The following is a 25,832-nucleotide window of genomic DNA, read 5'->3' as shown; positions in this document are numbered from 1 at the left end:
GAGACCCTGAGTCAGCTGGATGTGGAGGTCACCCTGGCGGAGAGCGGCGAAGCGGCCATTGAGCTCATGCGGGCCGAAGCCTTCGATCTGGTGTTCATGGACGGGTCCATGCCGGGTCTGGACGGCTTCGAGACCACGGCCCGCATCAGGGCGGAGGAAAGCGAGGCCGGCCGGCCCCGCGCGGCGATCCTGGCCCTGACCGCCCATGTGATCGGAGCCGGGGCCGACGCCTGGCGCGAGGCGGGGATGGACGGTGTCGTCTACAAGCCCTTCACTGTGCGGGATCTGGCAGGCGCCCTGCAGCGGACCTGCGCCGACAAGGCCGTGACGGCGCCGGAACCCGCGGAACCCCGCACCCCGCAGGCGGATGCCGACGCCGCATTGTTTGACCCCCAAGTGCGGGCGGAACTGGACGCCATCGCCCTGCGCAAGCCCGAGTTCCTGGATCGGGTGCAAGGCCTCTATCGCGCCAATGCGCCGCTGCGTGCAGGCGAAATCGACGCCGCGCTGCTGACGGGCGACAGGGACGCCCTGGCCCGCGCCGCCCATGCCCTGAAGTCCATGAGCCTCAGCATCGGCGCCCGCGCCGTGGCGGCGGCCGCCTCCACCGTCGAGGCCGGGGCGCGCGAGAACAGATCCGGTCTTTACGTCGAGGTGGACGGCCTGCATCAGGCCCTCGAGCTCACCTCCGCCGCCCTGTTCGGGGACGCCCCCGTCCGCGAACCGTTCGAGGCCGAGTTCGAGGAAGCCCTGACCAACGGCGGCCTGAGGCTGGTGTACCAGCCCATCGTCGATCGCAACGCCGGTCCCTGCGGCAAGGTCGAGGCGCTGGTGCGGTGGGACCATCCCGAACGAGGCCCCTTGTGCCCCGACGCCTTCCTGCCGTGCGTGGCCCGGGCGGCCCTGGGTCCGCGACTGACCGATTTCGTTATGCGCCGCGCCATGCGGGATCTGGCGGGCCTTGAACATCTTAGCGTCGCCGTGAACGTCTTCCCCGAGGAGTTCCAGGAGCCGGGCTTCGCGGACCGGGTGCGTGACGCCCTGACGGCCGAGGGCTTCGATCCGCAACGACTGGAGATCGAGGTCACCGAAACCGCCATGCTGGATATGAAGCGGTCGGCGATCGGCATCGCTGAACTGAAGGCGCTGGGCGTACGCGCCGCGCTGGATGATTTCGGGACTGGCTTCACCAGCTTCCAGGCCCTGAAGGACCTGCCGTTCGACACGCTCAAGATCGACCGCAGCTTTGTTCAGGACTGCCTGTCCAGCACGGCTTCAGCCGCGATCATCCATGCCGTCATCGGGGTGGGCCGCGCCCTGGGGGTGAAGGTGGTCTGCGAAGGGGTGGAGACGGCCGAACAGGCGGCTTTCCTGCGCACTGCGGGGGTCCACTACCTCCAAGGGTACCATTTCTACAGACCTATGGAATTGAGCGAGATTTCCCGCCTGGGCGATCGCGCGGCCTGAGCGTTAAGCCTCTCCGTTAGCGGATTGGCGCCCTTTCCGTGAGAGTGTGCATACGGAGCAAACTCATGGCCGCCATCATCATCGTAGACGACGACCCGACCGTACGCGCCATCGCGGTGGAGTTCCTGCGCGACGGGGACCACGCCATCGTCGAAGCCGCCGACGGAAGCGAGGCGCTCCGCATCCTCAAGGCCGTCCCCATCGACCTGATGGTGCTCGATATGCTGATGCCCGAGAAGGACGGACTGGAGACGCTCATGGAAGCGCGCCAGCTCTATCCGAACGTGCGGATTCTGGCGATCTCCAGCGGCGGCAGCATGGACGCCAACTATCTGCTCGCCGTGGCCACAACGCTCGGCGCTGACGCCGTCCTGTCCAAGCCGCTCAGCGCCGCGCGGTTCCGACAGGTGGTCAAGGATCTCCTGATCCCTGCCTCGAAGCTCCCGGCCAAGGCGGGTTTGGCCAATCGCTGACCGCCCCGGTCGGCCCGCGGCGCCCTTCTGATGACGCACCCCGGACGCGACGCCCGACACGCTTGTCTTCCGCCTCCCCCGACTCAGTCGACCCGGCTAGTGTAGCTGGATGTTGCGCCGCATCGTGCGGGCCCTGGGGGCTCGCCACAGACGAACCTGGCCCCCGGCGGGGCGCCCCTCGACCGTTCAGAGCGGCGCCATTCCCTATGCCTGGGCCGGAGACGAGCCGACCTATCTGCTGATCACCTCGCGGCGCACCGGCCGGTGGATCTTTCCGAAGGGCGCGGTGGAGGATGACATGACCCCTGCCCGCTCGGCCGCCAAGGAGGCCTGGGAGGAAGCCGGCGTTCGAGGAGAGATCGGCAAGGTCGCCATCGGCACCTACCGGACCGAAAAGATCGAGCGTCACAGTCGTCGCATGATCGCGGTGGATCTGTATCCGCTGAAGGTCGATGACCAGGCCAAGGACTGGCCGGAGCGCGGCAGCCGGCGACGCCACTGGGCCACCCACCGTCAGGCCCGGCGGCTGATCGACAATGCCGAATTGCTCGTGGTGCTGGATCGCCTGCACGCCGACCTCACGGCGCCGCCGGATGCCGACGGCCCGCCAGCCAAACCGCTCAAGCGGCGGCGTCAGCCAAGGAAACGGGTCAGGATCAGGTAGATCACCGCCGAGAGGATCGCCACCGCAGGCACCGTGACGACCCAGGCCGCGGCGATGCCCCAAAGGTGCTGGCGACGGACGAGAAGGCGCTTCTGACGCTTGGTCTCCGCCTTGACGGCCTGTTCCGGGGTGACCGCTATGGTGTCCGGCGACGGGGTTCCGTTGCGCCGACGCACGCCGCGATTGGTCATGACCTCGCGCAGAAGCCCCACGCCGAAGATGCCGCCGATGGCGATGTGGGTCGAGGACACCGGCAGGCCAAGGGTGGAGGCCACCAGCACGGTCGAGCCCGCCGCCAGCGCCACGCAGAAGGCGCGCATGGGGTCCATCCGGGTGATCTTCTCGCCCACGGTGCGGATCAGCCGCGGCCCGAACAGGGCCAGGCCCAGCGAGATGCCGATGCCGCCGACGATCAGCACCCAGACCGGCAGGGCGACAGCCCCGGTCTCGGCCGAGCCGGACTGGGCCGCGGCGACGATGGCGGCCAGCGGCCCCACGGCGTTGGCCACGTCGTTGGCGCCGTGGGCGAAGGACAGCAGGGCGGCTGCCAGGATCAGGGGCGGCACGAACAGGGTGGCCACCTGCTTCTTGGCGTTCTCCATGCCCCGGGCCTTGCGCAGCACCCAGGGCCGTGAGCCCGCCCAGCCGATCACGGACATGGCGGCGCCGCCGATCAGCACCACGGCCGTGGGGGGCGTCCAGATCCGGTTGAGCCCCTTGGAGAACATATAGAGGGTGAACACCCCCGCCATCAGCCCCACCAGCACCGGCACCCAGCGGCGCGCGGCGGCGACCCGGTCTTGCTGGAACAGGATGCGCCATTTGATGAAGGCCAGCAGGGCCGCCGCGATGATGCCGCCCATGACCGGCGAGATGACCCAGCTGGCCGCGATGCCCCCCATGACCGGCCAGGCCACGGCGCCGACGCCGAAGGCCGCGAGGCCCGCGCCCAGAACCGCGCCGACGATGGAATGTGTGGTGGAGACCGGCGCGCCGAGGATGGTGGCCAGGTTCAGCCACAGCGCCCCGGCCAGCAAGGCCGAGGTCATCAGCAGGATCAGGCTCTGGGCGTCCAGCTCCGGCGACGGGGTGATGATGCCCCTGGAGATGGTGTCGACCACCGCCCCCCCGGCCAGGAGGGCGCCGGAGACTTCACAGATGGCGGCGATGATCAGGGCGGCGGTCAGGCTGAGCGCCTTGGACCCCACCGCCGGGGCCATGTTGTTGGCCACGTCGTTGGCGCCGATGTTCAGGGCCATGTAGCCTGCGACCACCGTGCCGAAGACCACATAGATGGCCAGGTCGCCGACACCGGCGATGCGCAGGGCGAACAGGGCCACGGCCAGCAGGAACAGCAGGGCGACGCCGGGGAACGCGAGCGAGCGCCCGAGATCCGCGGTCGCGGCCTCCAGGCGGCCGATCTTCTTGAGATCCTTGTCGAGGGTCTTGGCCAACAGCGTCGCTTGTCTGAGAATTTCGTCCGTAAACGGCGCAACTAGCAGAGGCCGGAATGCTTGCCCACCCCGTCGGGAGCCGGCGGCGTCCACGCGCCTTATTGCAACGGTTCGGCGGTCATGCTCGTTGTGAGGACGAACCGCCGGACCGCCCCCGGCGCCGAGGTGAAGGAAGACCCGTCATGCTTCGCATCCCCCTGCTGGCCGCCCTGACCCTGGCGGTCGCCATGCCCGCAGCCGCCCAGGACGCTGTGGACGATCTGTTCGCCAATCCCCGGGAGGCCGAAGAGCGGACCCGGACTCCGCCGCCCCGCCCCGCTGAGCCGACGCCGGTGGACGAAATCGCCCCGGTCGACAAGCCTGCCCACGATCCGGAGACCGACGAGACCCGGCGTCTGAACGCCGCGGTCGAGGCCTATAACCAGTCCGTGCGCCAGACCAACGCTTCGGCCCAGGCCGAATACGAGCAGGGCCTGCGCGATCATGAGGCGTGGGTGGCGCGGCTGGAGGAAGAGCATATGGCCGAACAGGCGGCCTATGAGGCCGAAGTGCTGCGCCGGCAGCAGGAGCATGAGGCCAATCTGGCCGAGTGGCGCCGTCGGGTCGAAGCGTGCCAGCGGGGCGTGATCGCGGTCTGCGATCCCTCGACCATTCGCTGATCCGGTAAGGGACGCCGGACGGCGGGCCCGAAGGCTCCGCACGTCCGGCGCTTGATCCCGAACAGAACCGGCATCAGCGAGAGCCTGACTTGCGGCGTCGGAGGAAGCGCGAAGCGATTCCTCTTCAACCGATCAGGCCCTAGCGGAACAGGCCCAGAAGCATCTGCGGCGCCTGGTTGGCGATGCCCAGCGCCTGAACGCCCAACTGCTGCTTCGTCTGCAACGCCTGGAGCCTTGCGCTTTCCTTCGCCAGGTCCGCATCCACCAGATTCCCCACGCCGGCCTCCAGGGCGTCCTGGAGCTTGCCGACGAAGGTCGAGTGCGTCTCCAGCGCCTTGGATTTCGTGCCCATCCGCGCGAGGGCGGCGGACACGGCGGCGATGGAGTCGTCCACAGCGTCCAGCGCGGTCGAGGCGTCGGACATGCTGGTGATGCTCTGACTTGCGCCGACCGACACAATGGTCCCGCCCAGCGCCATCACTTCGGCCGCGACGGTGAGCCGCAGCGCGCCGCTGGCGTCCGCGAGGGCCTCGAAACCTGTGGCGCCGGTGTTCAGCAGGTTGACCCCGTTGAACTCGGCGTTGGCGACCACACTGGAGATCTGGTCGCGCAGGGCTTCGAAGTCCTCCGCGAGCGCTTCGCGGGAGGACGTGGTCAGGGTCTCGTCAGTCGCCGCGAGGGCCTTCTCCTTCATCTGCACCAGAAGGTCCGACACCGTCTCGCCCGCAGCCATGGCCACGTCGACCGCGGACGTGCCGCGATCCAGCGATTGAGAAACCGCATTCAGGGCTCCGAGTTCAGCGCGCTGCCCCTGGGCGATGGCCCAGATAGAGCCATTGTCCTTGGCGGACGCGACCTTCATCCCGGTGTTGATGCGGTTCTGGGTGGTGCCCAGATCCTGGTTGGTCTTGTTCAGGTTCTGGAGCGCGATCATCGCGCCCACGTTTACGTTCACCGAGTTCATGTCGGCGGTCCTTCCATTCTGGTCGGGGAGTGAAAAACGGCCTTCTGGCCGCCGAGCTGGTTCTGGCTCGCGCACGCTCCCGCAAGGATCGGGCCGACATCAGGTGTTTGATTATCAAGGGAATGACGGCGCCGCCCCCGCTAACGCGCGATTTCTGCCGGGCCCCGGGGGAAGCTTTTGCCGATTGCAGGCGCGCCAAGGCGCCCGCGACGGCAGGGGGCTGAAGCCGGGCTGTGCGGGTGTGGGTGGGGCTGGATCGCAGACGGACGCGCGGCGGTCGAGCATCCATCCTGCCGGCCGGCCCCCTCCCCCGCTACGCGGTCCCCCTCCCCCGATGGGGGAGGATCAGGCGCCCCCTACGCCGCCTGGGCGCCCGAGGCGGCAGCCAGGCCCTGCATGATCATCTTGTTGATGTCGATCAGGGGTTCGAAATCCTCCTCGCGACGCATGACGGCCGAGGAGTGGCGGCTGACGAACAGGCTGATGGAGATGAGCTGCGCGCGCAGCGGGGCCGGCAGGCTGTTGTCGGGATTGGAGCAATCCGTGGCCAGAGTCGACCACAGGCGCCGGTTCCAGTCCAGGGCGTCGATGCGCGTCTTGAGGTCGGTCGGGTCTGCGCGTGAAGCCTCCATGAGCGCCCGCGTGACCTGGCCGAACAGACGGTATTCCGCCTCTCGCGGGTTCTCCGCCCTAGCGGTCGCTGTCTTGTAGGCCTGAAGCGACATCGCCGATCCTCGACTCTTCGTATTCAACCAGTTTGCGGGCGGCCATCAGGGCCTTGTAATATTCGCGGGCCATCACGTGCCGTGAGGCGGCCACACAGTCGGCCATGGTGTCCGGATTACGGGTGGCGCCCATGAACTCGGACAGGCGCATGGCGAACTCGTCGTAGAATTTGTCCGCCGAAGACTCGTCCAGGTACATCATCATGACCGGGAAATAGATGCGGCGCGCCGGCGTGGTCACCTCGTCGGCCTGCATGATGTCCTTCTCGCGCAGGACCGAGGCCTTGTTCTGGAGCAGAAGAACGCCGCGGCGGTCGCCGTTCTGGACGACAGCGCCGTTGAGGACGAATTTCTCGCCCGGCTTGAGCGACAGTTTCAGCGGCATGACGACCCTCCGGCGCCCCAGACCTACCGGAGCTCGCCTGACGCTGATTAAACAAACGTGGTTAACCATCCCTTGTGTTTCGGGCGGCAGCATAAGGGAAATCCGAGTCCGGGAGATCAGACTTGAGCATCGCATTCGAGGCGCCGACCGCCCTGCCGGGGCTGGCTCGCGCCGCCGACGCCGCCGCCGGTGACGCCGCCTCGCCCGAGGCCGTTGGACGGTTGTCGCGCGTTCTGGCCCGGGACGGCGGGAAAGCGAAAAAGCAGGCCCGCGCGGCCCTGGCCCAGTTGAAGGCCGCCGTCGCCGATCTTCGCATCCATGACTATGAGGCCGCCAGCAAGAAGGCCCTGAAGGCGCTGGAGCTGGACAGCCAGCACGGCGTGGCCTGGCATGTGCTGGCCATCGCGCGCGAAAAGGCCGGCGATCTGGTGCAGGCGCTGAACGCCTATGAGGCGGCCCTGAAGCTGCTGCCCCGGGACACGGCGGTGGCGCAGGACCTGGCGCGCCTGGCCCAGCGTCTGGGCTATCTGGAGATCGCCGAGAAATTGCTGCTGCACTATCTGGCGGCGGACCCGGAGCACATCGAGGCGATCAACAATCTGGCCTGCGTGCTGCGCGACCAGAACCGCTACGATCAGGCCATCGAGGTGCTGCGCGCCCGGCTGCAGACCGCGCCGGAGAGCGCCCTGATGTGGAACACCCTGGGCACCGTGATGGGCGACCAGGGCGACATGGCCACCGCCATGACCTTCTATGACGAGGCCCTTCGGCTGGAGCCGGGCTTCGCCAAGGCGCGCTACAATCGCGGCAACGCGCGCCAGCCTCTGGGTGATTTCGAAGGAGCGCTGGAGGATATCGAGGCGGCCCTGCCCCACGCCGCGCCCGGATACGAAACCGGCATGATGACCATGGCCCGGGCCCTGACCCTGATGGCCTCCGGCCGCCTCAAGGAGGGCTATGAGGCCTATGAGGTGCGGCTGGACCCGGTCATGCCCGACGCCATCGCCATCATGGCCGACGGCCCGCGCTGGACGCCGGACCAGCCGCTGGAGGGCAAGCGCATCCTGGCGGTGGGCGAACAGGGCGTCGCCGACGAATTCATCTTCGCCAACATGATCCCCGACCTGATCCGGGCGGTGGGGCCGGAGGGGAAGGTGTTTCTGGCGGTGGAGCCGAGACTGGTCTCGATCTTCCAGCGCAGCTTCCCCGGCGCCGTGGTCGGCGCGCACCAGGCGGTGCGAAAGGCCGGACGGCTGATCCGCTTCGCGCCGTTCATGCAAGAGCATGGCGCGTTGGACGGCTGGCTGCCCATGGCCAGCCTGATGGCGCCTTTCCGCCCGACGCTGGAGGCCTTCCCGGACCACGCGGGCTATATGACGCCCGAGCCGGAGCGCGTCGCGCGCTGGCGGAGCGAACTGGCGGGGCTGGGCGACGGCTTCAAGGTGGGGCTTCACTGGAAGAGCCTGGTGCTGAAAGGCGTGCGGTCGCGCTATTTCTCGCCCTTCGACCAGTGGCGGCCGATCCTGACCACGCCCGGCTGCGTCATGGTCAACCTTCAGTGCGGCGACACCGCCGCCGAACTGGCCCAGGCCGAGGCGGAGGGTCTGGAGATCTGGACTCCGCCCATCAACCTCAAGGACGATCTTGAGGACGTGGCCGCCCTGTCGGCGGCTCTGGACCTGGTGATCGGCCCGGGAATCGCAGGCACCAACATCGCCGCGGCGGTGGGAGCGAACACCTGGATGATCCAGGCGCCGGACGACTGGCACCTGCTGGGCACGGGCAAGACCTATCCCTTCTATCCGCGCATGCGGGGCTGGGCGGCGGGCTCGTTCGGGCGCTGGGACGCGGTGATGGCCGAGATGGCCGTCGAACTGGCGCGAATATCTTCGGCGGGTCGGAACGCCGCCTGATCGCCGCACGTTTCACTCCCGGACAAAGGGAGCCGAGACAATGGCCGAACGCCCGGAAGAACCCGAAGAACAGGATCAGTCCGAGACTTTCGACGAGACCCATCTGGACGACGAGGGCGACGGCGACGTCGCCCTGGAGGAGATGGATGTTCTGGACGTCACCCAGGAAGCGGGCGACGCAGACGACGAGGATCTGGAGCTGGACGATGTCCAGGCCCTGGACGGCGTCGACCCCCATGCTGACGCCCGGCTCAACGAGGGCGATCAGCCCCTGAATGAACAGGACGCCGAAAGCGACGGCGAGTACGGCGCCGATGAGATCGAACTGGTGCCCTCCGGCCTGATGCGCAACGTCAAGGGCGCGCAGGGTTCGGCCGCGCACTGGGAGTCCCGCCGCCTGGACGACGACGACATCGACGCCTTGGGCTACGGCCCCGACGAACACCCACGGAAGGAAGCCTGATGACCGACCACAAGCGAGACGACGACATCGACGCCCCCTACGCCCGCAAGGTTCCGCCGGAAGAGGGCAAGCCCGATCAGCTCGACGACAAGGACCGCACGGCGAAGGATCGTCAGGAGGACCTGGTGGACGAGGCTGTCGAGGAGACCTTCCCCGCCAGCGACCCTGCGACGCCCAAGCGCATCACCTGAACCCTGTTCAGGTGCGTCCTGATCCGCTACCCACTCGGGTCTCTCATGGACGGAGTGGACGAATGGATCGGTTCCAGGGCACCGGGAACTATATTGCGACCGACGACCTGAAGGTGGCGGTCAACGCGGCCGTGACCCTGGAGCGGCCGCTGCTGATCAAGGGTGAACCCGGCACCGGCAAGACGGTTCTGGCCTATGAGCTGGCCGAGGCGCTGGGCGCGCCCCTGATCACCTGGCACATCAAGTCCACCACCAAGGCCCACCAGGGCCTCTACGAATACGACGCCGTATCCCGCCTGCGTGACAGCCAGCTGGGCGAGGAGCGGGTTCACGACGTGCGCAACTACCTCAAGCACGGCAAGCTGTGGGAGGCGTTCACGGCGCCGAAACGTCCCGTGCTGCTGATCGACGAGATCGACAAGGCCGACATCGAGTTCCCCAACGACCTGTTGCAGGAGCTGGATCGGATGGAGTTCTACGTCCACGAGACGGACGAGACCATCCGCGCAGAGGTGCGCCCGGTGGTGGTCATCACCTCGAACAACGAGAAGGAGCTGCCGGACGCCTTCCTGCGCCGCTGCTTCTTCCACTACATCCGCTTCCCGGACGAGGAGACCATGAGGGCCATCGTCGACGTGCACTATCCCGGCCTGAAGCCCCGCCTGGTGTCCGCAGCGCTGAAGACCTTCTACCAGATCCGCGAGACGCCGGGCCTGAAGAAGAAGCCGTCCACATCCGAGCTGCTGGACTGGCTGAAACTGCTGATGGTGGACGACGTGACGCCCGAGACCCTGGCCGAGCGCGATCCCAAGCGCCTGATCCCGCCCCTGCACGGCGCCCTGCTGAAGAATGAACAGGACGTGCACCTGTTCGAGCGTCTGGCGTTCCTGCAGCGCCGCGAGGCGGGGCGGCCCGGCGGTTGACGGGTTCCGTCAGGACCGATTACCGCGATTTCACTGGCGTCTGAAAAACCCCGGCGCACAATAGGGCAGTAACAGGAGCCGACACCATGCGCGCCCTCATCCTTCCGATCTGCCTGGCGGCCCTGCTGGCGGCCTGCGACACCGAGCCCTCCATCCGCATCTCTCGCGACAGCGATCAGAGCGCCGAGTCCAGCGGCGCCCTGCGCATGGTGGACACCCTCCAGTGCCCCCAGACCCATGAGGTGCTGACCCGCAGAGGCGCGCCGGCCGCCGACGGCCTGTCCTGCGAATACACCGGTCCGCGCGGCTCCCAGGTCACCCTGCGGCTGATCCGCCTGGAGGGCGAGGGGCTGGCCGCCCTGGATGCGCTGGAAGCCGAGGTCCAGGCGCTGCTGCCTTCGGCGATCGAACGGGTGGGCGGCGCCCTTGCGATGGCGACCGCTGACGCAGGATCCCCGGCCTCCGCCTCAGCAGCGAACGGCGACAACGTGGCCGTTCAGGTTCCCGGCGTGACCATAGAAACCGAGGGTGAAAACGCCAGGGTCCGCATCCCCGGCATCAGCATCGACACCGACGGCGGCCAGTCCAGGGTGCGCGTCGGCGGCTTCAGCATCCGCAGCGATGAAGCCGGGGACCAGGTGAACATCAGCACCGACAACGAGGCCGTGCGCATCCGCGCCCGGGAGGAGGCGGTGGAGATTCGCACCCGCGACACCGCGCACGGCGTCCGCGCCACCTACATTCTGGTGGACGAGCGCGGCTCGGACCTGGGCTGGCGTCTCGTGGGATACGAGGCGCGCGGCCCCGAGGGCGGCCCCCTGATCGTGGCCGTGGTGCGCAGCAAGGATCGCCGCGAGGACGAGGTGTTCGACGGGGCCAAGTCCCTGGTTCGTCTGAACGTCGGGGAATAAGCGGGCCGACGGGCTTGATCGCTGTGCGCGAATGCGTCACGTCCGGGGCCTCGAACCGACGGAGTGATCTTGGCCCAGACGCGAAAGAGACCCAGCGAAAAGGCGCCCCGCGCCTGGCAGCGGATGCTGTCCGGCCGGCGGCTGGACCTGCTGGATCCGTCGCCCTTCGACATCGAGATCGAGGACATCGCCCACGGCCTGGCCCGGGTCGCCCGCTGGAACGGCCAGACCCTCGGCGACCACGCCTTTTCGGTCGCCCAGCACAGCGTTGTGGTCGAGGAGATCGTGGCCCACATCCAGCCGGACATCGCGCCAAAATGGCGGCTTGCGGCCCTGCTGCATGACGCCTCCGAATATGTGATCGGCGATATGATCTCGCCGTTCAAATCGGCCCTGGGCTTCAACTACAAGGAATTCGAGGCGCGGCTGGAAAGCGCCATTCACCTGCGTTTCGGCCTGCCGCCGAAGTCGCCCGTGGCCGTCAAGAGCCTGATAAAGAAGGCCGACCGGGCCTGCGCCTTCTTCGAGGCGACGCAGCTGGCGGGGTTCGATCGCAAGGAGTCCCTGCGCCTGTTCGGCGCCCCGCCCCCGGACTATGATCTTGTCATCCAGCCCCTGCCCGCAGGCCAGGCCCAGGCGCGGTATCTGGAGCGCTATCGCCTGCTGGCCGGGGCCATGGGCGCCCTGCCCGCCCCCGACGCCTGGCACACGGAGTGACCATGAACCGCGCCGTTCAGGACCAAGGCGTGCTGATCGGGCTGTCGGTGGTGGTGTTCGCCCTGCGCGACGGCGAGGCGGTGGTGCTGACCACCGGGGGCGGCCCCGACGGCGCCGGCCTGCCCTTCGGCCCGTTCGAGCCGACCCGGCACCGCACCTTCGAACTGGCCCTGCGCGATTTCGTGGCCGAACAGACCACCTTTCCCCTAGGCTATGTGGAGCAACTCTACACCTTCGGCGACGCGGGGCGGGAATCGCCGCGCGCTGAGATGGGCGTGGGCGCCCGGCGCGTGGTCTCGGTGGGCTATCTGGCCCTGACCCATGACCCGAGCGCGGTGGCCGGCCCCGGGTCCGCCTGGACGCCGGTTCTGGAATTCTTCCCGTGGGAGGACTGGCGCCGGGGGCGGCCGGACATGATCGACCGGCTGATCGCGCCCGCCCTGGCGGCATGGGCGGCCGGTCCGGATGCAGCCCCCCGCGCGGCCCGGGCCGAGCGTCTGTTCGCCCTGAAGGGCGGGCGCTGGAACGAGCAGCAGGTGCTGGAGCGTTACGAACTGCTCTATGAGGCCGGCCTGACGCCCGAAGCGGTGCGCGACCACGGGCAGTCCGCCCCCGGCGCCATCCCGGGCCGCGCCATGGTGTCGGACCACCGCCGCATTCTGGCCACCGCGATCGGCCGTCTGCGCAGCAAGTTGAAATACCGCCCGGTGCTGTTCGACCTGACGCCGGACACCTTCACCCTGTCCCAGTTGCAGGCCGCAGCGGAGGCGGTCTCGGGCCTGTCGCTGCACAAGCAGAATTTCCGCCGCGGCGTGGAGCGCACCGGCCTGGTCGAACCCACCGGACGGCTGAGCGCCGCCACCGGCGGGCGGCCCGCCGAACTCTATCGCTACCGGGGCGCCGAGGCCTCCGGCGGCGGCGTCACCGGCTTGTCCCTGCCCGGCCAGCGATAATCGCAACGGAACGCTTGCGGGAAACGCCCGGGCCGATTAGACATCCCGCCTCGCTCGACCACCCCCAGGGGAAACAGCGACCGCGGAGAGGTGGCAGAGTGGTCGAATGTACCGCACTCGAAATGCGGCGTACGTGGAAGCGTACCGTGGGTTCGAATCCCACCCTCTCCGCCACCGCCCAATTAAACGGCGGAATAATTAGATTTTTTTATGTGGAATGCCGTCCGGTACCTATGTCGGTCCCTACTGCTAGGGGCTTCCTGGTAGCGCACATGTTGTGGTGAAAACAGCGACTAGAACTCTAGCCGGGCAGTCTCCGGTCCGCCTTGCGCCAGGAGCGGACTGGCACTCCCCGCCAGAAAGGCGACTTTCGTTCAACGAAATCCGCCGCGGAGGACGTTGTCTGAAGGGTGCGGCGCGCGTTTATGCGCGGACCTAAAGGGACGACGGCGCAGGTCCATTTTCCAAAGGGGCAGCCTTCGGTGCGCGGGCTCGGCGAATGCTGGTCAGCCGCCTCTCGTCCTTAACGATATGTGCCGCATAACCACTGGCGTGCTGGCCGAGGAGGGCTTCGGCTTCCAGTTTTGCTTCGTCCAGGTCGTCCGCGACCAAGGGTTCCATATGGGGAACGGACAAGATGGAGGACTCGATAAAGCAAAAATAGGTCATTTCCGTCTCCCGCATTGCAGGGTCCAGGAAGGGCGGCCGGCGACGATGGCGGCCAGCGGTTCCACATCACAATAGCCGCGTCACAGCAGACGGTCTGTCGCTGAGCCGACATTAGCGACGCTTCATCGCCTCTTGATATGCCGCAACGACGGCTAGCTCTCGCCAATGCGCCGCCATTGAAAGAAAACCAGCCCGAATGGGGTCTGCTGTCGCCTCCCTGGCCAAGCCGTCCATCTCGCGGGCTTTGGCCTTGCACTCTTGGGATGATCGCATTCAAGCGGCCTCCAGCCGCCACGAGGGAACGCGACGCAATCAAGCTGGTTGCGCACAAAATCGGGAGCCTCGGCTCGGGCGAGGCCACGCTGGTCCAGCGGGCGCCCATGCTCGCTGGGAGAACACATCCTGAGGGGATCAAGTGGCCATATGGTAAGCTGCGGGAGTCAGCCTCCCCACAGGCAGCCTACTCCCCCGGAGCCAAGCCCCCCGCGCGAATACGGCTGGCCTCGGCGCTCGGACACGGATCGGAATGCGGCGTGGCCGCTGGATCGGAGTTGAGCCGCTGCTCCGGTTGAACAGCGGGCTGGCTGACGTCATACGCTCCGGGGTCGTCGAAGGCGACGCTGCCCACGCCTTGGGCTGACCCTGCAAACGCATGGTGGTGCGAGCGCATGGCCAATGTGGCGGCTTCCCGGTTCATGACCTCGCGTTCGACGGGCTTGATGGGTCGATCCATCTGTTCCCCGGGGGTGTAGGGCTCAGGGGGCGTCGAAGGGCGCGGCTTCTTCATGACTTTTCCCGCTGTTCCAACTTCTTGGCTTTCCGTTCCGCCATGGCCGAGGCCCCGGCGTCATCAGCGGCGATTTCGGGCGTCGTGTCCTCGCGGTCGTTGTCGCCTTCCGCCGGTGCGGTCCGGGGTTTCTCCTCGGGATTTCCTGTGGTCATGCGCATTCTCCTTCAGTAAGCGAACATACAGTGCTGGCCATCTGTTCCCTTCTCAGCCAAGAGCACCGCCACCGCGGATGGGCCCGGAACTGACACGGGGCGCGCACATCCGAGCCGAGACAGTGCAAAAGGCATTGCCCCGATCGATGTCCCGTCGGCTTCGGACTCATCATCAGAGCGGGATATGCTGAAGGGGCGCCTCGGTGAGCAGACCCCGGCCTAACGCCGGAAAACCGCCTGCACGAGGAGTCCTCCACGCGGGAACATCGGCGATGTTCAGGGAGGCTTTCCTGGCGTCCGTTTTCGATCAACGAGTCGCAGACGGTTCTGAGGAACTACCCTCTACGTCACCGGGTTCCTGACCAAGGCGTTCGTCCTTCCAGATGCGTCGCGCGCCGCTTCGATAAAGGCGCATCGTCCTGTCTTACGCTGGAGGTCACATGACCCGCACTGAGCCCGTTCTCATGGCCGTTTCGCCACACGCGGTCTCACACGCGGGCGTCCTCGATACCTTCGCTGTCCTAAAGGCTGTGATCCTTCCCACTCTGGGGAAGGGCCCGCTCATCCGCCGCCGGAAGGTGGTGGGATACGCTGAGCGGAAAGGCCTCGACGACCGGGCGGTGAAACGGTTGCAGGCGCTGCGGCGCAAGCATGGGGCCGGGCCCCTGGTTCTGGCGGTCCCGTTCCGACGCCAGGCCCTGCTGTTGTCGCCAGCTGATGTGCGCATGGTGCTGGAAGGCTCACCCGATCCCTTCGATGCGGCTACCCGCGAAAAGCGCTCGGCCCTGAATCACTTCGAGCCCCATGTCGTTCTCGCGTCAAAGGGCGCCGATCGCGAAAAGCGGCGGCGGCTCAACGAAGAGACGCTGGAGACCGGTTGTCCGATCCACTCCATGAGCGAACGGTTCGCCAAGGTCGTGGCCGAAGAAATGGATGCGGTCTGCGACCAGGCTCTCGAGCAGGGCGTTCTCGACTGGGACAGCTTTTTCACCGGTTGGATGCGCACGGTCAGGCGCATCGTGCTGGGCGACGACGCGAGGGACGACACGGAACTGACCGACCTGCTTGAGGATCTGCGCTACCGAGCGAATTACGCCTTCCTGCGTCCCAGGCACCGGAAAGGCCGCGAGGCGTTTCTGCGGAGTCTGCGCCGCTATGTCGATAAGGCGGATCCCCAAAGCCTGGCGGGTCGGATGGCCCAGCTTTGTCCGGAAGCAGGCCTTCAGCCCCACCATCAATTGCCGCAGTACCTGTTCGCCTTCGACCCAGGCGGCATGGCGTTGTTTCGAACCCTGGCCCTGCTTTCGGCCCATTCCGCTGCGGAGGAAAAGGCGCGCGCCGAGATTGCTGCTGCAGAGGGGAAAGCCGTTCCGTCTCTCGACTATCTGCGCGCCTGTTTTCTGGAAGCACTGCGGCTGTGGCCCACAACGCCCGCCATCCTCCGTGAAACTACACGGCCGGTCCGATGGGCGCGCGGCGGTCTGGATGAGGACGTGCACATCTTCATCTTCGCCCCCTTCTTCCATCGGGACGACGAAACTCTGGACCAGGCCCACGTGTTCGACCCGGCCTTGTGGACCGACGGGATCGTCCGGCCGGACCTGGCCCTGGTTCCGTTCAGCCACGGCCCGGTAGTCTGCCCGGCGGCGCACTTTGTACCCATGACCGCCTCGTTGGCCCTGCGCCGCCTGCTCACACGAATGACGATGAATCTGGAAGAGCCCGAGAGGCTCTCGCCCCGGCGGCTGCCGGGAACACTGGACAACTACACCTTGAGGTTCTTGGTGACGGCGAAGTGAACGGAGACACCTTTACGGCCGCAGCGGGAATCCGTCTGCCCTTAAGACGGAGGCTCCAAGTCATCTTTCTGATTTCGGACTCGGATCGAAAATGCACCGTGGCGGGGCGATCAGCATCGATGAAGCTCCTGCTGTAACGCCGGGCTAGCCGCAGCCAAACACGCCAGGAGGATGGAACGTAACGCTGCCCACGCCTTGTGCCGACGCGAGGAACAGGGGTCTGGGTGTTGGCGAGCCGGGCGGCATCCGCCTGCACCCATTACAACCAAGAACCCCCGCCATGCTCATGACGGGGGCTCCAGGAACTGACACGGCGCGCACATCTCGAGCCGCGACAAGGGAGGTAAGGCGCCTCCAAGGCCGACGTTCCGTCGGGTTTTGCACACATAGGCTTTTTTCCTGACATCGAAGCTCCCGTTCCGGGTGGTCCGGGTTTCGCTCGGCGAAACAGCCCGGCTCATTTCGCTGCCCATCACACGGCCTGGTAGGATGATGCCCGGGGCCCCGGCCGGTCCGCGCTCAAGGTTTGTGTCGCGCGAGAAACTTTGCGCCCTGTGCCCTCCGCCACGGTCCGACAGTCGACATAGGCGGAAGGATCTCACTCGGCGACGTGAGCCGTTCTGCCGACGCCGGCTAAAGCGGTGACGCTTTGCGGCACATTTCCGAGCCCGCCAGTCTGCACCGGCAGCACTGACCCGATTTCGGGGAACCAGCCAGCCTGCGCCGGCTTGTTTAATGAGGGGCGGCTCATGGCCGCTCCTCTTTTTTGAGTATGCGACGAAAGGATTCGCCATGAAGTTCCGGCCCAAGTCCCTTGATCAACAGACCATCGTGATCACCGGCGCCTCGTCCGGAATCGGTCTTGCCACGGCCCGGCAAGCGGTCGCGGAGGGCGCGGCGGTCGTTCTGGTGGCGCGCAACGAGGACGCCCTGAAGACGATCTGTGACGAGTTGCGCGAACAGGGCGGGCGCGTCGCCTACGCCGTCGCGGACGTGGGCGTAGAGGCGGATGTCGACGGCGTGGTGCAAACGGCTCTGCGCGAGTTCGGCGGTTTCGACACCTGGGTGAACGACGCAGGCGTCGGGATTTATGGGGATCTCATGGACATCCCGATCGAGGAGCATGAGCGCCTTTTTCAGACCAACTACTGGGGTGTCGTGTTCGGCTCCAAAGCCGCGGTGCAGCACTTCCGCACCACCGGCGGCGGCGTCGTGATCAACATCGGCTCCATCAACTCGGACTTCGCCATTCCCCTGCTGAGCGCCTACGCCGCCAGCAAGCACGCGGTGAAGGGCTTCACCGACGGGCTGCGTATGGAACTGAGGCACGAAGGCGCCCCGGTGTCCGTAACCCTGATCAAGCCGTCGGGCATCGGCACGCCGTTCCCTGTCCACGCGCGCAATCACATGGATAGCGATCCACAGGTCGCCCCGCCGGTCTATGCGCCGGAGGTTGTGGCCGGTGCGATCCTGCATGCGGCGACGCATCGGGTGCGAGACATCACCGTGGGCGCTTCGGGTCGGATGATGGTGGGCGCGGCCGTCCTCGCGCCGGGGCTGGCGGACCGCTTCTTCGCCTGGTCCATGCCCAAGGTGCAGCAGACCGAAAAACCGCGCACCGAGGCTGACAGCCTGTTCGCTCACTCCGACGACGGCGACATGTACCGTGCCGACAAGGGCCCTGGACGCAAATTCAGCGTCTACACCGCGGCCCAGAAGCACCCCGGGGCCGTCGCCGGGGCCGGGCTGGGCCTGGCCGCGCTTGGCGCGGGCGCGGCGGTGCTGCTCGCCCGTCGTCTCTCCAACGGGGGCGCCCCCGGACGGTGGGCGGCCTAATCTGAACCCGGAAGGGCGTCCTCGGTCGGCGCCCCTCTCACCAAGTGCGGAAGCGTCACGATGCCTCACCCCCAGTCGCGAGACATAGAAAGCCGCAAGAAAGGCCAGAACGGCGCCACGCCGGTGTTCGATCCCGCCCTCTCCCCCGGAGCTACTGACGCCGAAGCCGGAGGGAACTCGACCGCGCCTCCGCCCCAGGTCCAGGAGCCACCCATCCGGCACGCGCCGGAGGGCGGAAGTCTGGGCGGGAGGCTGACGCCCAGGTTTTGGTACGCGGCAGCGGCGGTCTGCCTCGGGATTTTGATCGTCGCCGCACTGTTGTCCTGAGCAGTGATCTGCACTGAACGAAGCGGCCGTCCTTAATGTGGTCGCGCCCAACCGGGGGGGGTTGTTTGCGGACATCGTCGAGGCCCGTGTCCGGGGGAGTCCGCAGGACCTCCGAACGGCTCGTGCCGATTTACGACGGCTTGCGACAAGCCTATCTGCGAAGCCGCGAGCCCGTGATCCGCCTTAATATGGAGCGCGCCCGGGCGCTTCCCCGTGACATGGGCCAACGCTTCATCCTCGTGGATGTCGCGAGCGCCCGACTGTGGACCTATGAAAACGGCGATCCCACCGACGAAATGAAGGTCGTCGTCGGCAGTGCGCGCCAGCAGACTCCGGCCATGGCGGCCCTTGTCCGTTTCTCGGTTCTGCAGCCCTACTGGAATGTGCCGGAGGATCTGGCCCAGAGCCGTTTCGCTCCACTCGTCCTCAGGCAAGGCCCGGACGCGCTGGTTCGTCAGGGCATCGAGACTTTATCCGACTGGACCGCGGGGGCGCATGTCGTCGACGCCGGCGGCGTGGATTGGGAAGCGGTTGCTGACGGCCGCCGCAGCCAGCGCCTGCGGCAGCGGCCAGGATCCGCCAATATGATGGGGGCCGTGAAGTTCATGTTCCCCAACAACCTCGGAATATATCTGCATGACACCCCCGATCGGTCAGCCTTCAGCCGGGAGGTCCGCACCCTGAGCGCCGGGTGCGTCCGGCTGGAGGATGCGGGTCGGCTGTGGGAGTGGCTATATGGATCCTCGTGGTGGACAGTCGGTACGGGCGAGCCGGAACAGGCCGCCCCCCTGGCCGATCCCGTGCCGGTTTATATTCTCTATCTGACCGCCCGCCCGGACGGGTCGGGCTCGGTCGTGTTCGGCGCAGATCCCTACGGGCTGGATTCTGCGTTGAAGACGGAGCTCCGCCTTGCCCGCGGCTCAACCGGGGTCGCTTGATGGGCGTCACCGTCTCATCGGCCTAAATTCGGGCCGCCAGCCAGCACCACCGCTAACAAGCCTTGTCCCGGAGGCTCGCCTTTGAGAGTCCGAATCCACGAACGTGACACGTCCCCGACGCCATCCTCCCGTCAACAGAATCGTCCCTCTCTACGAGCGGCCCGGCAGTTCCTGCGCGACGGTGAAGGCGCCCCAGCTGGCGGCTTTAAATAAAGGATCGCGTGCACGAAGGTTGCCACCGCCTCGTCAAGGAAGTCCCACACATCGCTCTTATGCGGACCATGAGCGTAAACAGCTACTCGCCCCGAGCATTGGCGCCGCAGGGTTTTCGCGATCAGATGTCATCCTCGGTCAGCTGGGAACCCGGCCGGTCGCCCTGGCGCTCGCTTGCGGGGTTGACGGTCTGTTCGGTCTCACCCTCCTGCGTCTGACAGCCAGCCAGAAGCGCCCAGGCCAGGCAGACCACTGCGACTGCGCGGGTCACTTCCCGCCTTCCGTCGTCACATCGACCCACGCCTCGACCATTCGGCGGTCGAAGACCCTCGATAATGATTCTCGGCTCGCCCGCCCGAGCGTGCGGCCGGGATGCCGCTGACCCAGCCCTTGGCCGCGTGATTGTTCGATCGGCTCCCACCAGACTGGCGCTGATGGTCCCGTCGCGAGCTCTCGTAGCGGCATTCGGCCGTGAGCCAGGTATCGCTCCACATCGTCGGGGTTCTCCCCGACCGCTTCCAGAAGTTGCCCGGGCGAGGCCCCGATCTTTTGAAACCAGGGCTCCGCCTTCTGGTCCTCATCAGAGACGATGGGCCGGCGGTCCACATGACAGGACCGGACTTCACCTTCGTACATGACAGTCTCCTTCTTAACGACTGGGAGCTGAGGGGCTTTTCGAACCTCGCCGGATGCAAGGGCTTCCCTCATTCACCCGCCGCCAACGCGCCGGACTACCGGATGACTCTTGGGGAACCTGATGGCCGCGGCCTCGCCAGCCTGATCAGTTGCGGTTGTCGATCTCCCGCCTCTTTTCAGTGGAGCTGGCCTGTTGGTCCCGCTTCATGCCGGCCGCGTGTCCGCTGTGAATGTCCTGCTCTCCCCCGCCCCCCGGATATCTGGGTGTGCTTGCTCTGGTGGTCCGGGTCATCCGCATCCTTGACCACCGGGTCGGGCGGCGCCTCGGAGCGGTTCTGGTGGCTTGAGCCGGGACCTCCCCAGCGTTCGGCTTCGGGATTTTTCTCGGGCATCTCAGCCTCCTCAGTGCGGTTTCAGGACCACCTTGGTCCATTCGTTCGGGTTGTCATGGAAGTTCTTGTAACCCTCCGCCGCGCGCTCCAGCGGCAGGCGGTGGCTGATCAGATCCGTGGTGTCGAGCTTGCCCTCCAGGATCATCTCCAGCAGCTGCGGCAGGTATTTCTGCACATGGGTCTGGCCGGTCTTGATGGTCAGTCCCTTCTGCATGAAGGCCCCGATGGGCAGCTTGTCGCCAGACCCGCCGTAGACGCCAGGCACCGAAACCCGACCGCCCTTGCGACAGGCCATGATGGTCTCGCGCAGTACATGCTGACGGTCTGTGCCTAGCTTCGTTTCCTGCTTGACGGCGTCGATGATGTTGTCGGGCGAAAAGCCGTGCGCCTCCATCCCGACCGCGTCGATGCAGGCGTCCGGGCCGATCCCGGCGGTCATCTCCATCAAGGCTTCGCGAACCTTGACCTCATGATAGTTCAGGACCTCCGCCCCGTTCTTGCGCGCCAGCGCCAGCCGACGGGGCAGGTGGTCGATGGCGATCACGCGGCCGGCGCCCTGGAGAAACGCACTCTTGATGGCGAACAGTCCGACCGGTCCGCAGCCCCAGACGGCGACCGTGTCACCCGGCTCGATCTCCGCGTTCTCGGCGGCCATCCAGCCCGTGGGAAAGATATCGGTCAGGAACAGGACCTGGTCGTCCTCAATCCCGTCGGGCACGACCAGCGGTCCCACATCAGAATAGGGCACGCGCACATATTCAGCCTGGCCGCCCGCGTAGCCGCCGGTCAGGTGGGAGTAACCGAACAGGCCTGCGGCGGCGTAGCCGTAGGCGACCTCCGAGGCGTCGGCCTTGTCGGCCGGATTGGAATTGTCGCAGGCGGAATACTGCTGCTTGCCGCAGAAGAAGCAGGAGCCGCACGAGATGGTGAAGGGCACGACCACCCTTTGACCCCGCTTGAGCGTCGACCGGGGCCCGACCTCCTCCACGATCCCCATGAACTCGTGCCCCAGAATGTCGCCGTTGGACATGGATGGGATCATGCTGTCGTAGAGGTGCAGATCAGACCCGCAGATGGCCGTGGACGTCACCTTGATGACGGCGTCCCGGGGATTGATGATCTGCGGATCGGGGACGGTGTCCACCTGCACATTATGTTTTCCGTGCCAGGTCAGTGCGCGCATGGATGACTCGCTTTTTCAGTGTGGGATCAGAGAGGGCGATCGGCGCGCGGCGCAGCCGCAGGCGCTCTGGAGGTCGAGATCTCGCCCGTCTCCATCAGCTGTTTGAATCGGCGCAACTCGCGGCGGGCTTGAATGCGGGGCTCGCGCTGCATGACTTTGGCCACCAGCTTGCCGACCGCGCCCGCGGGCGGGTCATAGCTGATGAACAGGCGCACCTCCGTGCCCCGGCCGAAGGCGTTGTCGCGAAACTCGATCCAGCCTTCGTTATCGACGTCCGACTCCTCGGTGCAGCGCCAGGCGATGCGCTCGCCCGGGCGGTCCTCGCCGATTTCCGAGACGAGCTCAAACTCGCTTCCGCCTGGGCCGGCGATCATCCAGCTGGAGCGGACGGAGTCCAGCAGCTCCACCGACTTCACGTTTTCCATGAAGGCGGGGAGATTCCGGTAGTCGCGCCAGAAGGCATAGAGCTCGTCACGCGGTCGATTGATCATCGCCGCCCGGACAGAGTCCGAGTCGTAGCGGCCCTGATGCAGGTCGTCGTCCAGGTAGGCGGGCGACGCCATGCGCGCATCGGTGTCTGTGTGCTTGCCGTCGGCCATCAGCGGCTAGCCTTTTCGCCGGCGGCCTTGAGCGTCACATACTTCTCGGTGAGGGCGGCGAGATTCTCGTCCACCCAGGCGGCCATGGCCTCTTCCTCGCCCAGCGTCTCAGCCAGCGGATCCATGACCGAGGAGAAACCGCCGTTCTTCGCAAGAACGATGAGGGACTTGTAGCTGGCGACCTCGAAGTTCTCGAAGGCGAAATTGGCGAAGGAATTCTTGAGAATTTCGTCGTCCGCAAAGGTGTGGCCCAGCGCCGCGAGATTGCCGGACATGGTCATCGCCGCGTCCTTCAGGCCGGAGGCGCTCTCGTCGAATTGACCGAGAATGCTCTCAAGGCGCTCGATCTGGGTTTCAGTTTCGCCCCGGTGCTCACGCAGCCGCGCCGCGACGTCGTCATAGTTCTTCAGGCGGTCCAGCTGCCGGTCTATCAGCGCCAGGGCCTGATGCTCCACGCCGTGCGCGTTCTTCAGGCCGGCGATGAAAACGTCGCGCAGCACGTCGTCAGTCGATCGGGTCATGGGGGCTCTCCTCTTGCTGAAGGTCCCGATCCAACCCGTTACGCGCCGCATGGCTCCTGTGTCCGATACCGGACCTACGGCCGGGATTTTTGCGGTTCCGCTTGCCGCTCGGCGGCGCAGCGGGAACCGGGCGGAGCCTTGGCGATTGTCCGGGTCTCGCAACTGGAGACGAACCATGATCCGCATGCTTGTTCCCGCCGCTTCGGCCCTGGCGCTGCTCGCCGCCTGCGGTCAGAATGACAACCAGATGGCCCAGGACCCTGTGGACGCCGCCCAAGATGCTGCGTCGGTCCCCGTGGGTCAGATGTCGGCCGCCACCCTCGGCGCCAACACGGTGGAGGGGTACGTCACCAACGCCGCCATCGGCGACATGTACGAGATCCAGGCCGCCGAGATCGCCCTGGAGCGCAGTCAGAACGCCGAGGTGCGCGAACTGGCTCAGATGATCCGTGACGATCATACCGCCGCGAGCCAGCGGATGCAGTCCATCGTCCAGGGCGGAAATATCGATGCCGAGCTGCCCACCGAACTGGACGAGCGGCGGCAGGGCCTGATTGACAATCTGCGAGAAGCCTATCGTTTCGATGAGGTCTTCATCGATCAACAGGTGGCCGCGCACCAGGAGGCCCTGACGCTGCATCGCGGCTTCGCCGACAATGGGGATGTGCCCGCGCTGGCCGCCCATGCCCGCGAGGTGACTGGCCCCATCGAGAGGCATCTGCAGCGGGCGAGAGCCTTGGACCAATGAGTGATTTCCGACAGTTCAGGGTGACCCTGGACGATCCCGAGGCGGACGAGGCCCGCACGGTGATTGTCCAGGCGCGCACCGAGGTTCAGTCGCAGGACGCGGCGAGCAAGCTGATGCGGCCTGGTGAACGCATCATCGCCGTAAACGAGATTAAGGGAGCGTCTTCGCCCGCCCCGGACGCCGGGCTCGCATTTCCCGGCACTCAAACTCACCCGGATGACAGGGGAGCGTGACATGCGCATAATTATGACGGCCGCCGCGATCCTGTGCCTGGCCGCCTGCGGCAATGAGCAGGAATCGGCGCGCTTCGAGCGGGTGGAGGAACGCGCCGACATCGAAAACCCAAATCCTGAAGACACCTCCGAGAGGGACGGATCGGCCGATCCGGGCTACCGCCATGAGGCTCCCTTTCATGTGGACCAGGACCAGGACGTCGCGCCTCCCGCACCGGGGCAGGACTAAGCTTGCTCCGACAGCGGGGGTGATGCGACCAATGCGCCTGACCTGATCACACAGGCCTGACGCATCAGTCCTCGAAGCATTCGCCGGACATCCGTGTCCTGGTGCAAGTCCCCACAGTCGAGGCCCTCCAGCGCCAGGCGAGTCTCGATCTCATCAAGAGATGCGCACACGCCGCTTCGGGCCAACTGACAGGCCCGCGTCAAAGCAGGACGAGCGGGAATGATCATGGACTCCTGTGAAAAAGGCGGCCCGGGCGATGAAGTGGGGGGGACGCCCGCCCGAGCCGCTGCGCCCCGAACGAGCGACACCCGGGGCGCGGCATCAACCGTGGACGCCCCGAATGGCTCCCTAAGTCGGGAACCCGTCCTGAGGCGGGGCTGGCTGACACACCCCCGAGGACGAAGGAACTCCGCCACTCGCCCCCGGTTGTCGTGATGGACAGCGCTTGCATGGCCCAGAAAGGAAAACCGATGCCTCACCAGAACACCCAGTCGAGCACCGCCGCGGCGCAGAACGCCGCAACGGGCCCCTACGCGCCCAATGACCAGGCCAGGGAGCAGCACCGCGCCGTTCGGCCGGATCCCGATCGATACGCGGCGCCCGACGTCGCGGACTCGAGCGTGGCGCCGCCCGCCGCAGGAGAAATGGCCGATTATCAGGATGAGGGTGAACCGCTGGACGGGGCCGAGGTCCACATGGGCGGCGACCACACACGTCGGCCCGAGCGCACCGAGGCGCAGTCCGGCCAAGGGCCCAGGACCCGCGCCGCTAACCAGGCGGCGATCGAGGGACGATGAAGCCAGCCCCGACGCACAGCTTTCCGTGGCCGGCTTAGAATCCAGGCAGGTCCGGCTTCCTGGATTTTATTTATGAAATGACAGCGGCGCCGAGCAGCCGCAGGCTTGGGCCCTGAGTGCTGCTTGATCTAGGACCCTGACGCGGCCCCGCACGAAGCGCAATGCGCCACGATCCTGAAGGCGCCGGGCGGCGGCGTTGACGCTGGTCCGCTGGATGCCCAGCATTTTAGCGAGCGAGGCTTGGGTGATGTGGATGTCGCCGCCGCCCGCCGCCTTGTCCAGCATGAGGAGCCACCGCGCCAGCCGTGCGGGTGCGAGATGCAGGGCGTTGCATGCCACTGCGCGATCAAGAGCCGCCCGGTCACCCAGCATCTGGTCAATGAGCAGCCGGTCCGCCCGGTCGGGGCCGAGGATGTTTATCAGTTCCGGCGCGCGCAGGGCCAGCACCGCACCCTTTACCAGCACTCTCATATCGCGGCGGGGGCCGGCGTCGGCCAACTCCTCCGCGTTGATCACAGACCCCGGTCCAGCCAGACCCAGGCAGATTCCGGACCCATCACCCGGGAACAGGCCCACCGCTCCGGTCAGAATGAAGAGTACGCAGTTGCCTCCGCTCAGCGGGTCGCCTGCGGCGATATCGCGAAGGTGTCCACGGCGGTAGACCGCCAGCCGAACCTCGGGCGGCAGCGCCGCGAGGACGGGATGACGATCATTTTCAGGTGCGGACCGGAAGGTCCGGGCCGGATTGCTCTGAAGGGGCGCGGTCTTGCCGAAGCGCTCTCGAGCCCACGCCATGTACACGGGTTCAGTCGCATCACTCATGGGGCCTCCTTGGAGCTTGTCTCAAGCCCGCGCGGCATTCCCCGCGCGTGTCTCTCTGAACGATCCGATCATCGGAAGGATCACCG

31 protein-coding genes and 1 tRNA gene are annotated in these 25,832 nt (G+C 66.6%); 19 read left to right on the top strand and 13 right to left on the bottom strand.

The features are described from left to right. The 3 genes from C0461_RS02760 to C0461_RS02750 form a co-directional block, all read left to right on the top strand. Positions 1-1,467, top strand: a 1,467-nt coding sequence (locus C0461_RS02760) for an EAL domain-containing protein (protein ID WP_292103735.1), incomplete at its 5' end; no start/stop codon positions are given. 65 nt (positions 1,468-1,532) lie between these two features. Then, complete coding sequence (locus C0461_RS02755; RefSeq protein ID WP_292103733.1) at positions 1,533-1,940, top strand: response regulator; 408 nt, start codon at positions 1,533-1,535, stop codon at positions 1,938-1,940. A gap of 109 nt (positions 1,941-2,049) precedes the next feature. Further along, positions 2,050-2,604: an NUDIX hydrolase gene (locus C0461_RS02750; protein ID WP_292103731.1), complete on the top strand. Its 555-nt coding sequence runs from the start codon at positions 2,050-2,052 to the stop codon at positions 2,602-2,604. On the opposite strand, the gene C0461_RS02745 is transcribed toward C0461_RS02750, so the two are convergent. Further along, positions 2,574-4,058: an inorganic phosphate transporter gene (locus C0461_RS02745; protein WP_292103728.1), complete on the bottom strand. Its 1,485-nt coding sequence runs from the start codon at positions 4,056-4,058 to the stop codon at positions 2,574-2,576. The two genes, C0461_RS02750 and C0461_RS02745, sit on opposite strands and share 31 nt — an antisense overlap. 182 nt (positions 4,059-4,240) lie before the next feature. Between C0461_RS02745 and C0461_RS02740 the strand changes: the two genes are divergently transcribed. Further along, positions 4,241-4,717: a hypothetical protein gene (locus C0461_RS02740; protein WP_292103726.1), complete on the top strand. Its 477-nt coding sequence runs from the start codon at positions 4,241-4,243 to the stop codon at positions 4,715-4,717. 139 nt (positions 4,718-4,856) lie between these two features. Here C0461_RS02740 and C0461_RS02735 read toward each other — a convergent pair whose 3' ends face one another. From C0461_RS02735 to flbT, 3 genes are all read right to left on the bottom strand, one after another. After that, positions 4,857-5,681, bottom strand: a complete 825-nt coding sequence (locus C0461_RS02735; RefSeq protein ID WP_292103724.1) for a flagellin — start codon at positions 5,679-5,681, stop codon at positions 4,857-4,859. 356 nt (positions 5,682-6,037) lie between these two features. Further along, on the bottom strand, positions 6,038-6,406 hold the full coding sequence (gene flaF / locus C0461_RS02730; RefSeq protein WP_292103722.1) for a flagellar biosynthesis regulator FlaF: 369 nt from the start codon (positions 6,404-6,406) through the stop codon (positions 6,038-6,040). After that, positions 6,372-6,791, bottom strand: coding sequence for a flagellar biosynthesis repressor FlbT (gene flbT / locus C0461_RS02725; protein WP_292103721.1), 420 nt, complete (start codon positions 6,789-6,791; stop codon positions 6,372-6,374). Before flbT ends, flaF begins: the two co-directional genes overlap by 35 nt. Positions 6,792-6,913: 122 nt before the next feature. Between flbT and C0461_RS02720 the strand changes: the two genes are divergently transcribed. The 8 genes from C0461_RS02720 (at position 6,914) to C0461_RS02685 (ending at position 13,036) form a co-directional block, all read left to right on the top strand. Then, complete coding sequence (locus tag C0461_RS02720) at positions 6,914-8,704, top strand: tetratricopeptide repeat protein (protein ID WP_292103719.1); 1,791 nt, start codon at positions 6,914-6,916, stop codon at positions 8,702-8,704. Positions 8,705-8,744: 40 nt separating this feature from the next. Further along, on the top strand, positions 8,745-9,167 hold the full coding sequence (locus C0461_RS02715; RefSeq protein WP_292103716.1) for a hypothetical protein: 423 nt from the start codon (positions 8,745-8,747) through the stop codon (positions 9,165-9,167). Then, entirely contained in the window at positions 9,167-9,358 is a 192-nt protein-coding gene (locus C0461_RS02710; protein WP_292103714.1) for a hypothetical protein, read from the top strand. Before C0461_RS02715 ends, C0461_RS02710 begins: the two co-directional genes overlap by 1 nt. Positions 9,359-9,420: 62 nt before the next feature. Beyond that, positions 9,421-10,281: a MoxR family ATPase gene (locus tag C0461_RS02705; protein ID WP_292103711.1), complete on the top strand. Its 861-nt coding sequence runs from the start codon at positions 9,421-9,423 to the stop codon at positions 10,279-10,281. Between the two features lie 86 nt (positions 10,282-10,367). Further along, on the top strand, positions 10,368-11,192 hold the full coding sequence (locus C0461_RS02700; RefSeq protein WP_292103709.1) for a methyltransferase type 11: 825 nt from the start codon (positions 10,368-10,370) through the stop codon (positions 11,190-11,192). A 123-nt stretch (positions 11,193-11,315) separates the two neighbouring features. Then, a complete protein-coding gene (locus C0461_RS02695) occupies positions 11,316-11,909 on the top strand; it encodes an HD family hydrolase (RefSeq protein ID WP_292103736.1) in 594 nt (197 codons plus the stop codon). 2 nt (positions 11,910-11,911) lie between these two features. Further along, a complete protein-coding gene (locus tag C0461_RS02690; RefSeq protein WP_292103707.1) occupies positions 11,912-12,862 on the top strand; it encodes an NAD regulator in 951 nt (316 codons plus the stop codon). Between the two features lie 84 nt (positions 12,863-12,946). Beyond that, positions 12,947-13,036: transfer RNA gene (locus tag C0461_RS02685), tRNA-Ser, on the top strand. 261 nt (positions 13,037-13,297) lie between these two features. Here the strand turns inward: C0461_RS02685 and C0461_RS02680 are convergent. The 3 genes from C0461_RS02680 to C0461_RS02670 form a co-directional block, all read right to left on the bottom strand. Further along, entirely contained in the window at positions 13,298-13,531 is a 234-nt protein-coding gene (locus tag C0461_RS02680) for a hypothetical protein (RefSeq protein ID WP_292103706.1), read from the bottom strand. Positions 13,532-13,991: 460 nt separating this feature from the next. Beyond that, positions 13,992-14,318 (bottom strand): hypothetical protein, encoded by a 327-nt coding sequence (locus C0461_RS02675; protein WP_292103704.1) that lies wholly within the window; start codon positions 14,316-14,318, stop codon positions 13,992-13,994. Continuing rightward, positions 14,315-14,473, bottom strand: coding sequence for a hypothetical protein (locus C0461_RS02670; RefSeq protein WP_292103702.1), 159 nt, complete (start codon positions 14,471-14,473; stop codon positions 14,315-14,317). The genes C0461_RS02675 and C0461_RS02670 overlap by 4 nt, the downstream gene beginning before the upstream one ends. Positions 14,474-14,913: 440 nt before the next feature. Between C0461_RS02670 and C0461_RS02665 the strand changes: the two genes are divergently transcribed. The 3 genes from C0461_RS02665 (at position 14,914) to C0461_RS02655 (ending at position 19,373) form a co-directional block, all read left to right on the top strand. Then, the gene (locus tag C0461_RS02665; RefSeq protein WP_292103700.1) at positions 14,914-16,272 is read left to right on the top strand and encodes a cytochrome P450; all 1,359 of its coding nucleotides are present in this window, start codon (positions 14,914-14,916) and stop codon (positions 16,270-16,272) included. A gap of 792 nt (positions 16,273-17,064) precedes the next feature. Continuing rightward, positions 17,065-18,108 (top strand): SDR family oxidoreductase, encoded by a 1,044-nt coding sequence (locus tag C0461_RS02660; RefSeq protein WP_292103698.1) that lies wholly within the window; start codon positions 17,065-17,067, stop codon positions 18,106-18,108. A 515-nt stretch (positions 18,109-18,623) separates the two neighbouring features. Further along, entirely contained in the window at positions 18,624-19,373 is a 750-nt protein-coding gene (locus C0461_RS02655) for a L,D-transpeptidase family protein (RefSeq protein ID WP_292103697.1), read from the top strand. A gap of 334 nt (positions 19,374-19,707) precedes the next feature. Here C0461_RS02655 and C0461_RS02650 read toward each other — a convergent pair whose 3' ends face one another. From C0461_RS02650 to C0461_RS02630, 5 genes are all read right to left on the bottom strand, one after another. Next, positions 19,708-19,857, bottom strand: a complete 150-nt coding sequence (locus tag C0461_RS02650; protein WP_292103695.1) for a hypothetical protein — start codon at positions 19,855-19,857, stop codon at positions 19,708-19,710. Next, positions 19,854-20,222, bottom strand: coding sequence for a hypothetical protein (locus C0461_RS02645; protein ID WP_292103694.1), 369 nt, complete (start codon positions 20,220-20,222; stop codon positions 19,854-19,856). The genes C0461_RS02650 and C0461_RS02645 overlap by 4 nt, the downstream gene beginning before the upstream one ends. A gap of 402 nt (positions 20,223-20,624) precedes the next feature. After that, positions 20,625-21,797: a zinc-dependent alcohol dehydrogenase gene (locus C0461_RS02640; RefSeq protein ID WP_292103693.1), complete on the bottom strand. Its 1,173-nt coding sequence runs from the start codon at positions 21,795-21,797 to the stop codon at positions 20,625-20,627. 26 nt (positions 21,798-21,823) lie between these two features. Next, positions 21,824-22,396, bottom strand: a complete 573-nt coding sequence (locus C0461_RS02635) for an SRPBCC family protein (protein ID WP_292103691.1) — start codon at positions 22,394-22,396, stop codon at positions 21,824-21,826. Further along, entirely contained in the window at positions 22,396-22,917 is a 522-nt protein-coding gene (locus C0461_RS02630) for a ferritin-like domain-containing protein (RefSeq protein ID WP_292103689.1), read from the bottom strand. The genes C0461_RS02635 and C0461_RS02630 overlap by 1 nt, the downstream gene beginning before the upstream one ends. Positions 22,918-23,092: 175 nt before the next feature. Between C0461_RS02630 and C0461_RS02625 the strand changes: the two genes are divergently transcribed. The 4 genes from C0461_RS02625 (at position 23,093) to C0461_RS02610 (ending at position 24,924) form a co-directional block, all read left to right on the top strand. After that, complete coding sequence (locus C0461_RS02625) at positions 23,093-23,665, top strand: DUF4142 domain-containing protein (protein ID WP_292103687.1); 573 nt, start codon at positions 23,093-23,095, stop codon at positions 23,663-23,665. Then, positions 23,662-23,898: a hypothetical protein gene (locus C0461_RS02620; RefSeq protein ID WP_292103686.1), complete on the top strand. Its 237-nt coding sequence runs from the start codon at positions 23,662-23,664 to the stop codon at positions 23,896-23,898. Before C0461_RS02625 ends, C0461_RS02620 begins: the two co-directional genes overlap by 4 nt. A 1-nt stretch (position 23,899) precedes the next feature. Then, complete coding sequence (locus C0461_RS02615) at positions 23,900-24,127, top strand: hypothetical protein (protein ID WP_292103684.1); 228 nt, start codon at positions 23,900-23,902, stop codon at positions 24,125-24,127. Between the two features lie 470 nt (positions 24,128-24,597). Next, positions 24,598-24,924, top strand: coding sequence for a hypothetical protein (locus C0461_RS02610; RefSeq protein ID WP_292103682.1), 327 nt, complete (start codon positions 24,598-24,600; stop codon positions 24,922-24,924). 66 nt (positions 24,925-24,990) lie between these two features. Here the strand turns inward: C0461_RS02610 and C0461_RS02605 are convergent, their stop codons facing one another. Beyond that, positions 24,991-25,746 carry a Crp/Fnr family transcriptional regulator gene (locus tag C0461_RS02605; protein WP_292103680.1) on the bottom strand — a complete coding sequence of 252 codons (756 nt, stop codon included), beginning with the start codon at positions 25,744-25,746 and terminating at the stop codon, positions 24,991-24,993. Positions 25,747-25,832 lie beyond the last annotated feature (86 nt).

The sequence above is a fragment of the Brevundimonas sp. genome (assembly GCF_013823285.1).
In the GTDB taxonomy this organism is placed as follows: Bacteria; Pseudomonadota; Alphaproteobacteria; order Caulobacterales; family Caulobacteraceae; genus Brevundimonas.
The sequence above is the reverse complement of the archived record's forward strand: the minus strand, read 5'-3'. Positions and strand labels throughout refer to the sequence as shown.

Excerpts from the sequence above, each read along its gene's own strand:
- C0461_RS02755 (WP_292103733.1), top strand. The coding sequence starts at position 1,533 with ATGGCCGCCATCATCATCGTAGACGACGACCCGACCGTACGCGCCATC.
- C0461_RS02750 (WP_292103731.1), top strand. The coding sequence starts at position 2,050 with ATGTTGCGCCGCATCGTGCGGGCCCTGGGGGCTCGCCACAGACGAACC.
- C0461_RS02740 (WP_292103726.1), top strand. The coding sequence starts at position 4,241 with ATGCTTCGCATCCCCCTGCTGGCCGCCCTGACCCTGGCGGTCGCCATG.
- C0461_RS02735 (WP_292103724.1), bottom strand. The coding sequence starts at position 5,681 with ATGAACTCGGTGAACGTAAACGTGGGCGCGATGATCGCGCTCCAGAAC.
- flaF (WP_292103722.1), bottom strand. The coding sequence starts at position 6,406 with ATGTCGCTTCAGGCCTACAAGACAGCGACCGCTAGGGCGGAGAACCCG.
- flbT (WP_292103721.1), bottom strand. The coding sequence starts at position 6,791 with ATGCCGCTGAAACTGTCGCTCAAGCCGGGCGAGAAATTCGTCCTCAAC.
- C0461_RS02715 (WP_292103716.1), top strand. The coding sequence starts at position 8,745 with ATGGCCGAACGCCCGGAAGAACCCGAAGAACAGGATCAGTCCGAGACT.
- C0461_RS02710 (WP_292103714.1), top strand. The coding sequence starts at position 9,167 with ATGACCGACCACAAGCGAGACGACGACATCGACGCCCCCTACGCCCGC.
- C0461_RS02705 (WP_292103711.1), top strand. The coding sequence starts at position 9,421 with ATGGATCGGTTCCAGGGCACCGGGAACTATATTGCGACCGACGACCTG.
- C0461_RS02700 (WP_292103709.1), top strand. The coding sequence starts at position 10,368 with ATGCGCGCCCTCATCCTTCCGATCTGCCTGGCGGCCCTGCTGGCGGCC.
- C0461_RS02695 (WP_292103736.1), top strand. The coding sequence starts at position 11,316 with ATGCTGTCCGGCCGGCGGCTGGACCTGCTGGATCCGTCGCCCTTCGAC.
- C0461_RS02690 (WP_292103707.1), top strand. The coding sequence starts at position 11,912 with ATGAACCGCGCCGTTCAGGACCAAGGCGTGCTGATCGGGCTGTCGGTG.
- C0461_RS02680 (WP_292103706.1), bottom strand. The coding sequence starts at position 13,531 with ATGACCTATTTTTGCTTTATCGAGTCCTCCATCTTGTCCGTTCCCCAT.
- C0461_RS02675 (WP_292103704.1), bottom strand. The coding sequence starts at position 14,318 with ATGAAGAAGCCGCGCCCTTCGACGCCCCCTGAGCCCTACACCCCCGGG.
- C0461_RS02670 (WP_292103702.1), bottom strand. The coding sequence starts at position 14,473 with ATGACCACAGGAAATCCCGAGGAGAAACCCCGGACCGCACCGGCGGAA.
- C0461_RS02665 (WP_292103700.1), top strand. The coding sequence starts at position 14,914 with ATGACCCGCACTGAGCCCGTTCTCATGGCCGTTTCGCCACACGCGGTC.
- C0461_RS02660 (WP_292103698.1), top strand. The coding sequence starts at position 17,065 with ATGAAGTTCCGGCCCAAGTCCCTTGATCAACAGACCATCGTGATCACC.
- C0461_RS02655 (WP_292103697.1), top strand. The coding sequence starts at position 18,624 with ATGGAGCGCGCCCGGGCGCTTCCCCGTGACATGGGCCAACGCTTCATC.
- C0461_RS02645 (WP_292103694.1), bottom strand. The coding sequence starts at position 20,222 with ATGTACGAAGGTGAAGTCCGGTCCTGTCATGTGGACCGCCGGCCCATC.
- C0461_RS02640 (WP_292103693.1), bottom strand. The coding sequence starts at position 21,797 with ATGCGCGCACTGACCTGGCACGGAAAACATAATGTGCAGGTGGACACC.
- C0461_RS02635 (WP_292103691.1), bottom strand. The coding sequence starts at position 22,396 with ATGGCCGACGGCAAGCACACAGACACCGATGCGCGCATGGCGTCGCCC.
- C0461_RS02630 (WP_292103689.1), bottom strand. The coding sequence starts at position 22,917 with ATGACCCGATCGACTGACGACGTGCTGCGCGACGTTTTCATCGCCGGC.
- C0461_RS02625 (WP_292103687.1), top strand. The coding sequence starts at position 23,093 with ATGATCCGCATGCTTGTTCCCGCCGCTTCGGCCCTGGCGCTGCTCGCC.
- C0461_RS02620 (WP_292103686.1), top strand. The coding sequence starts at position 23,662 with ATGAGTGATTTCCGACAGTTCAGGGTGACCCTGGACGATCCCGAGGCG.
- C0461_RS02615 (WP_292103684.1), top strand. The coding sequence starts at position 23,900 with ATGCGCATAATTATGACGGCCGCCGCGATCCTGTGCCTGGCCGCCTGC.
- C0461_RS02610 (WP_292103682.1), top strand. The coding sequence starts at position 24,598 with ATGCCTCACCAGAACACCCAGTCGAGCACCGCCGCGGCGCAGAACGCC.
- C0461_RS02605 (WP_292103680.1), bottom strand. The coding sequence starts at position 25,746 with ATGAGTGATGCGACTGAACCCGTGTACATGGCGTGGGCTCGAGAGCGC.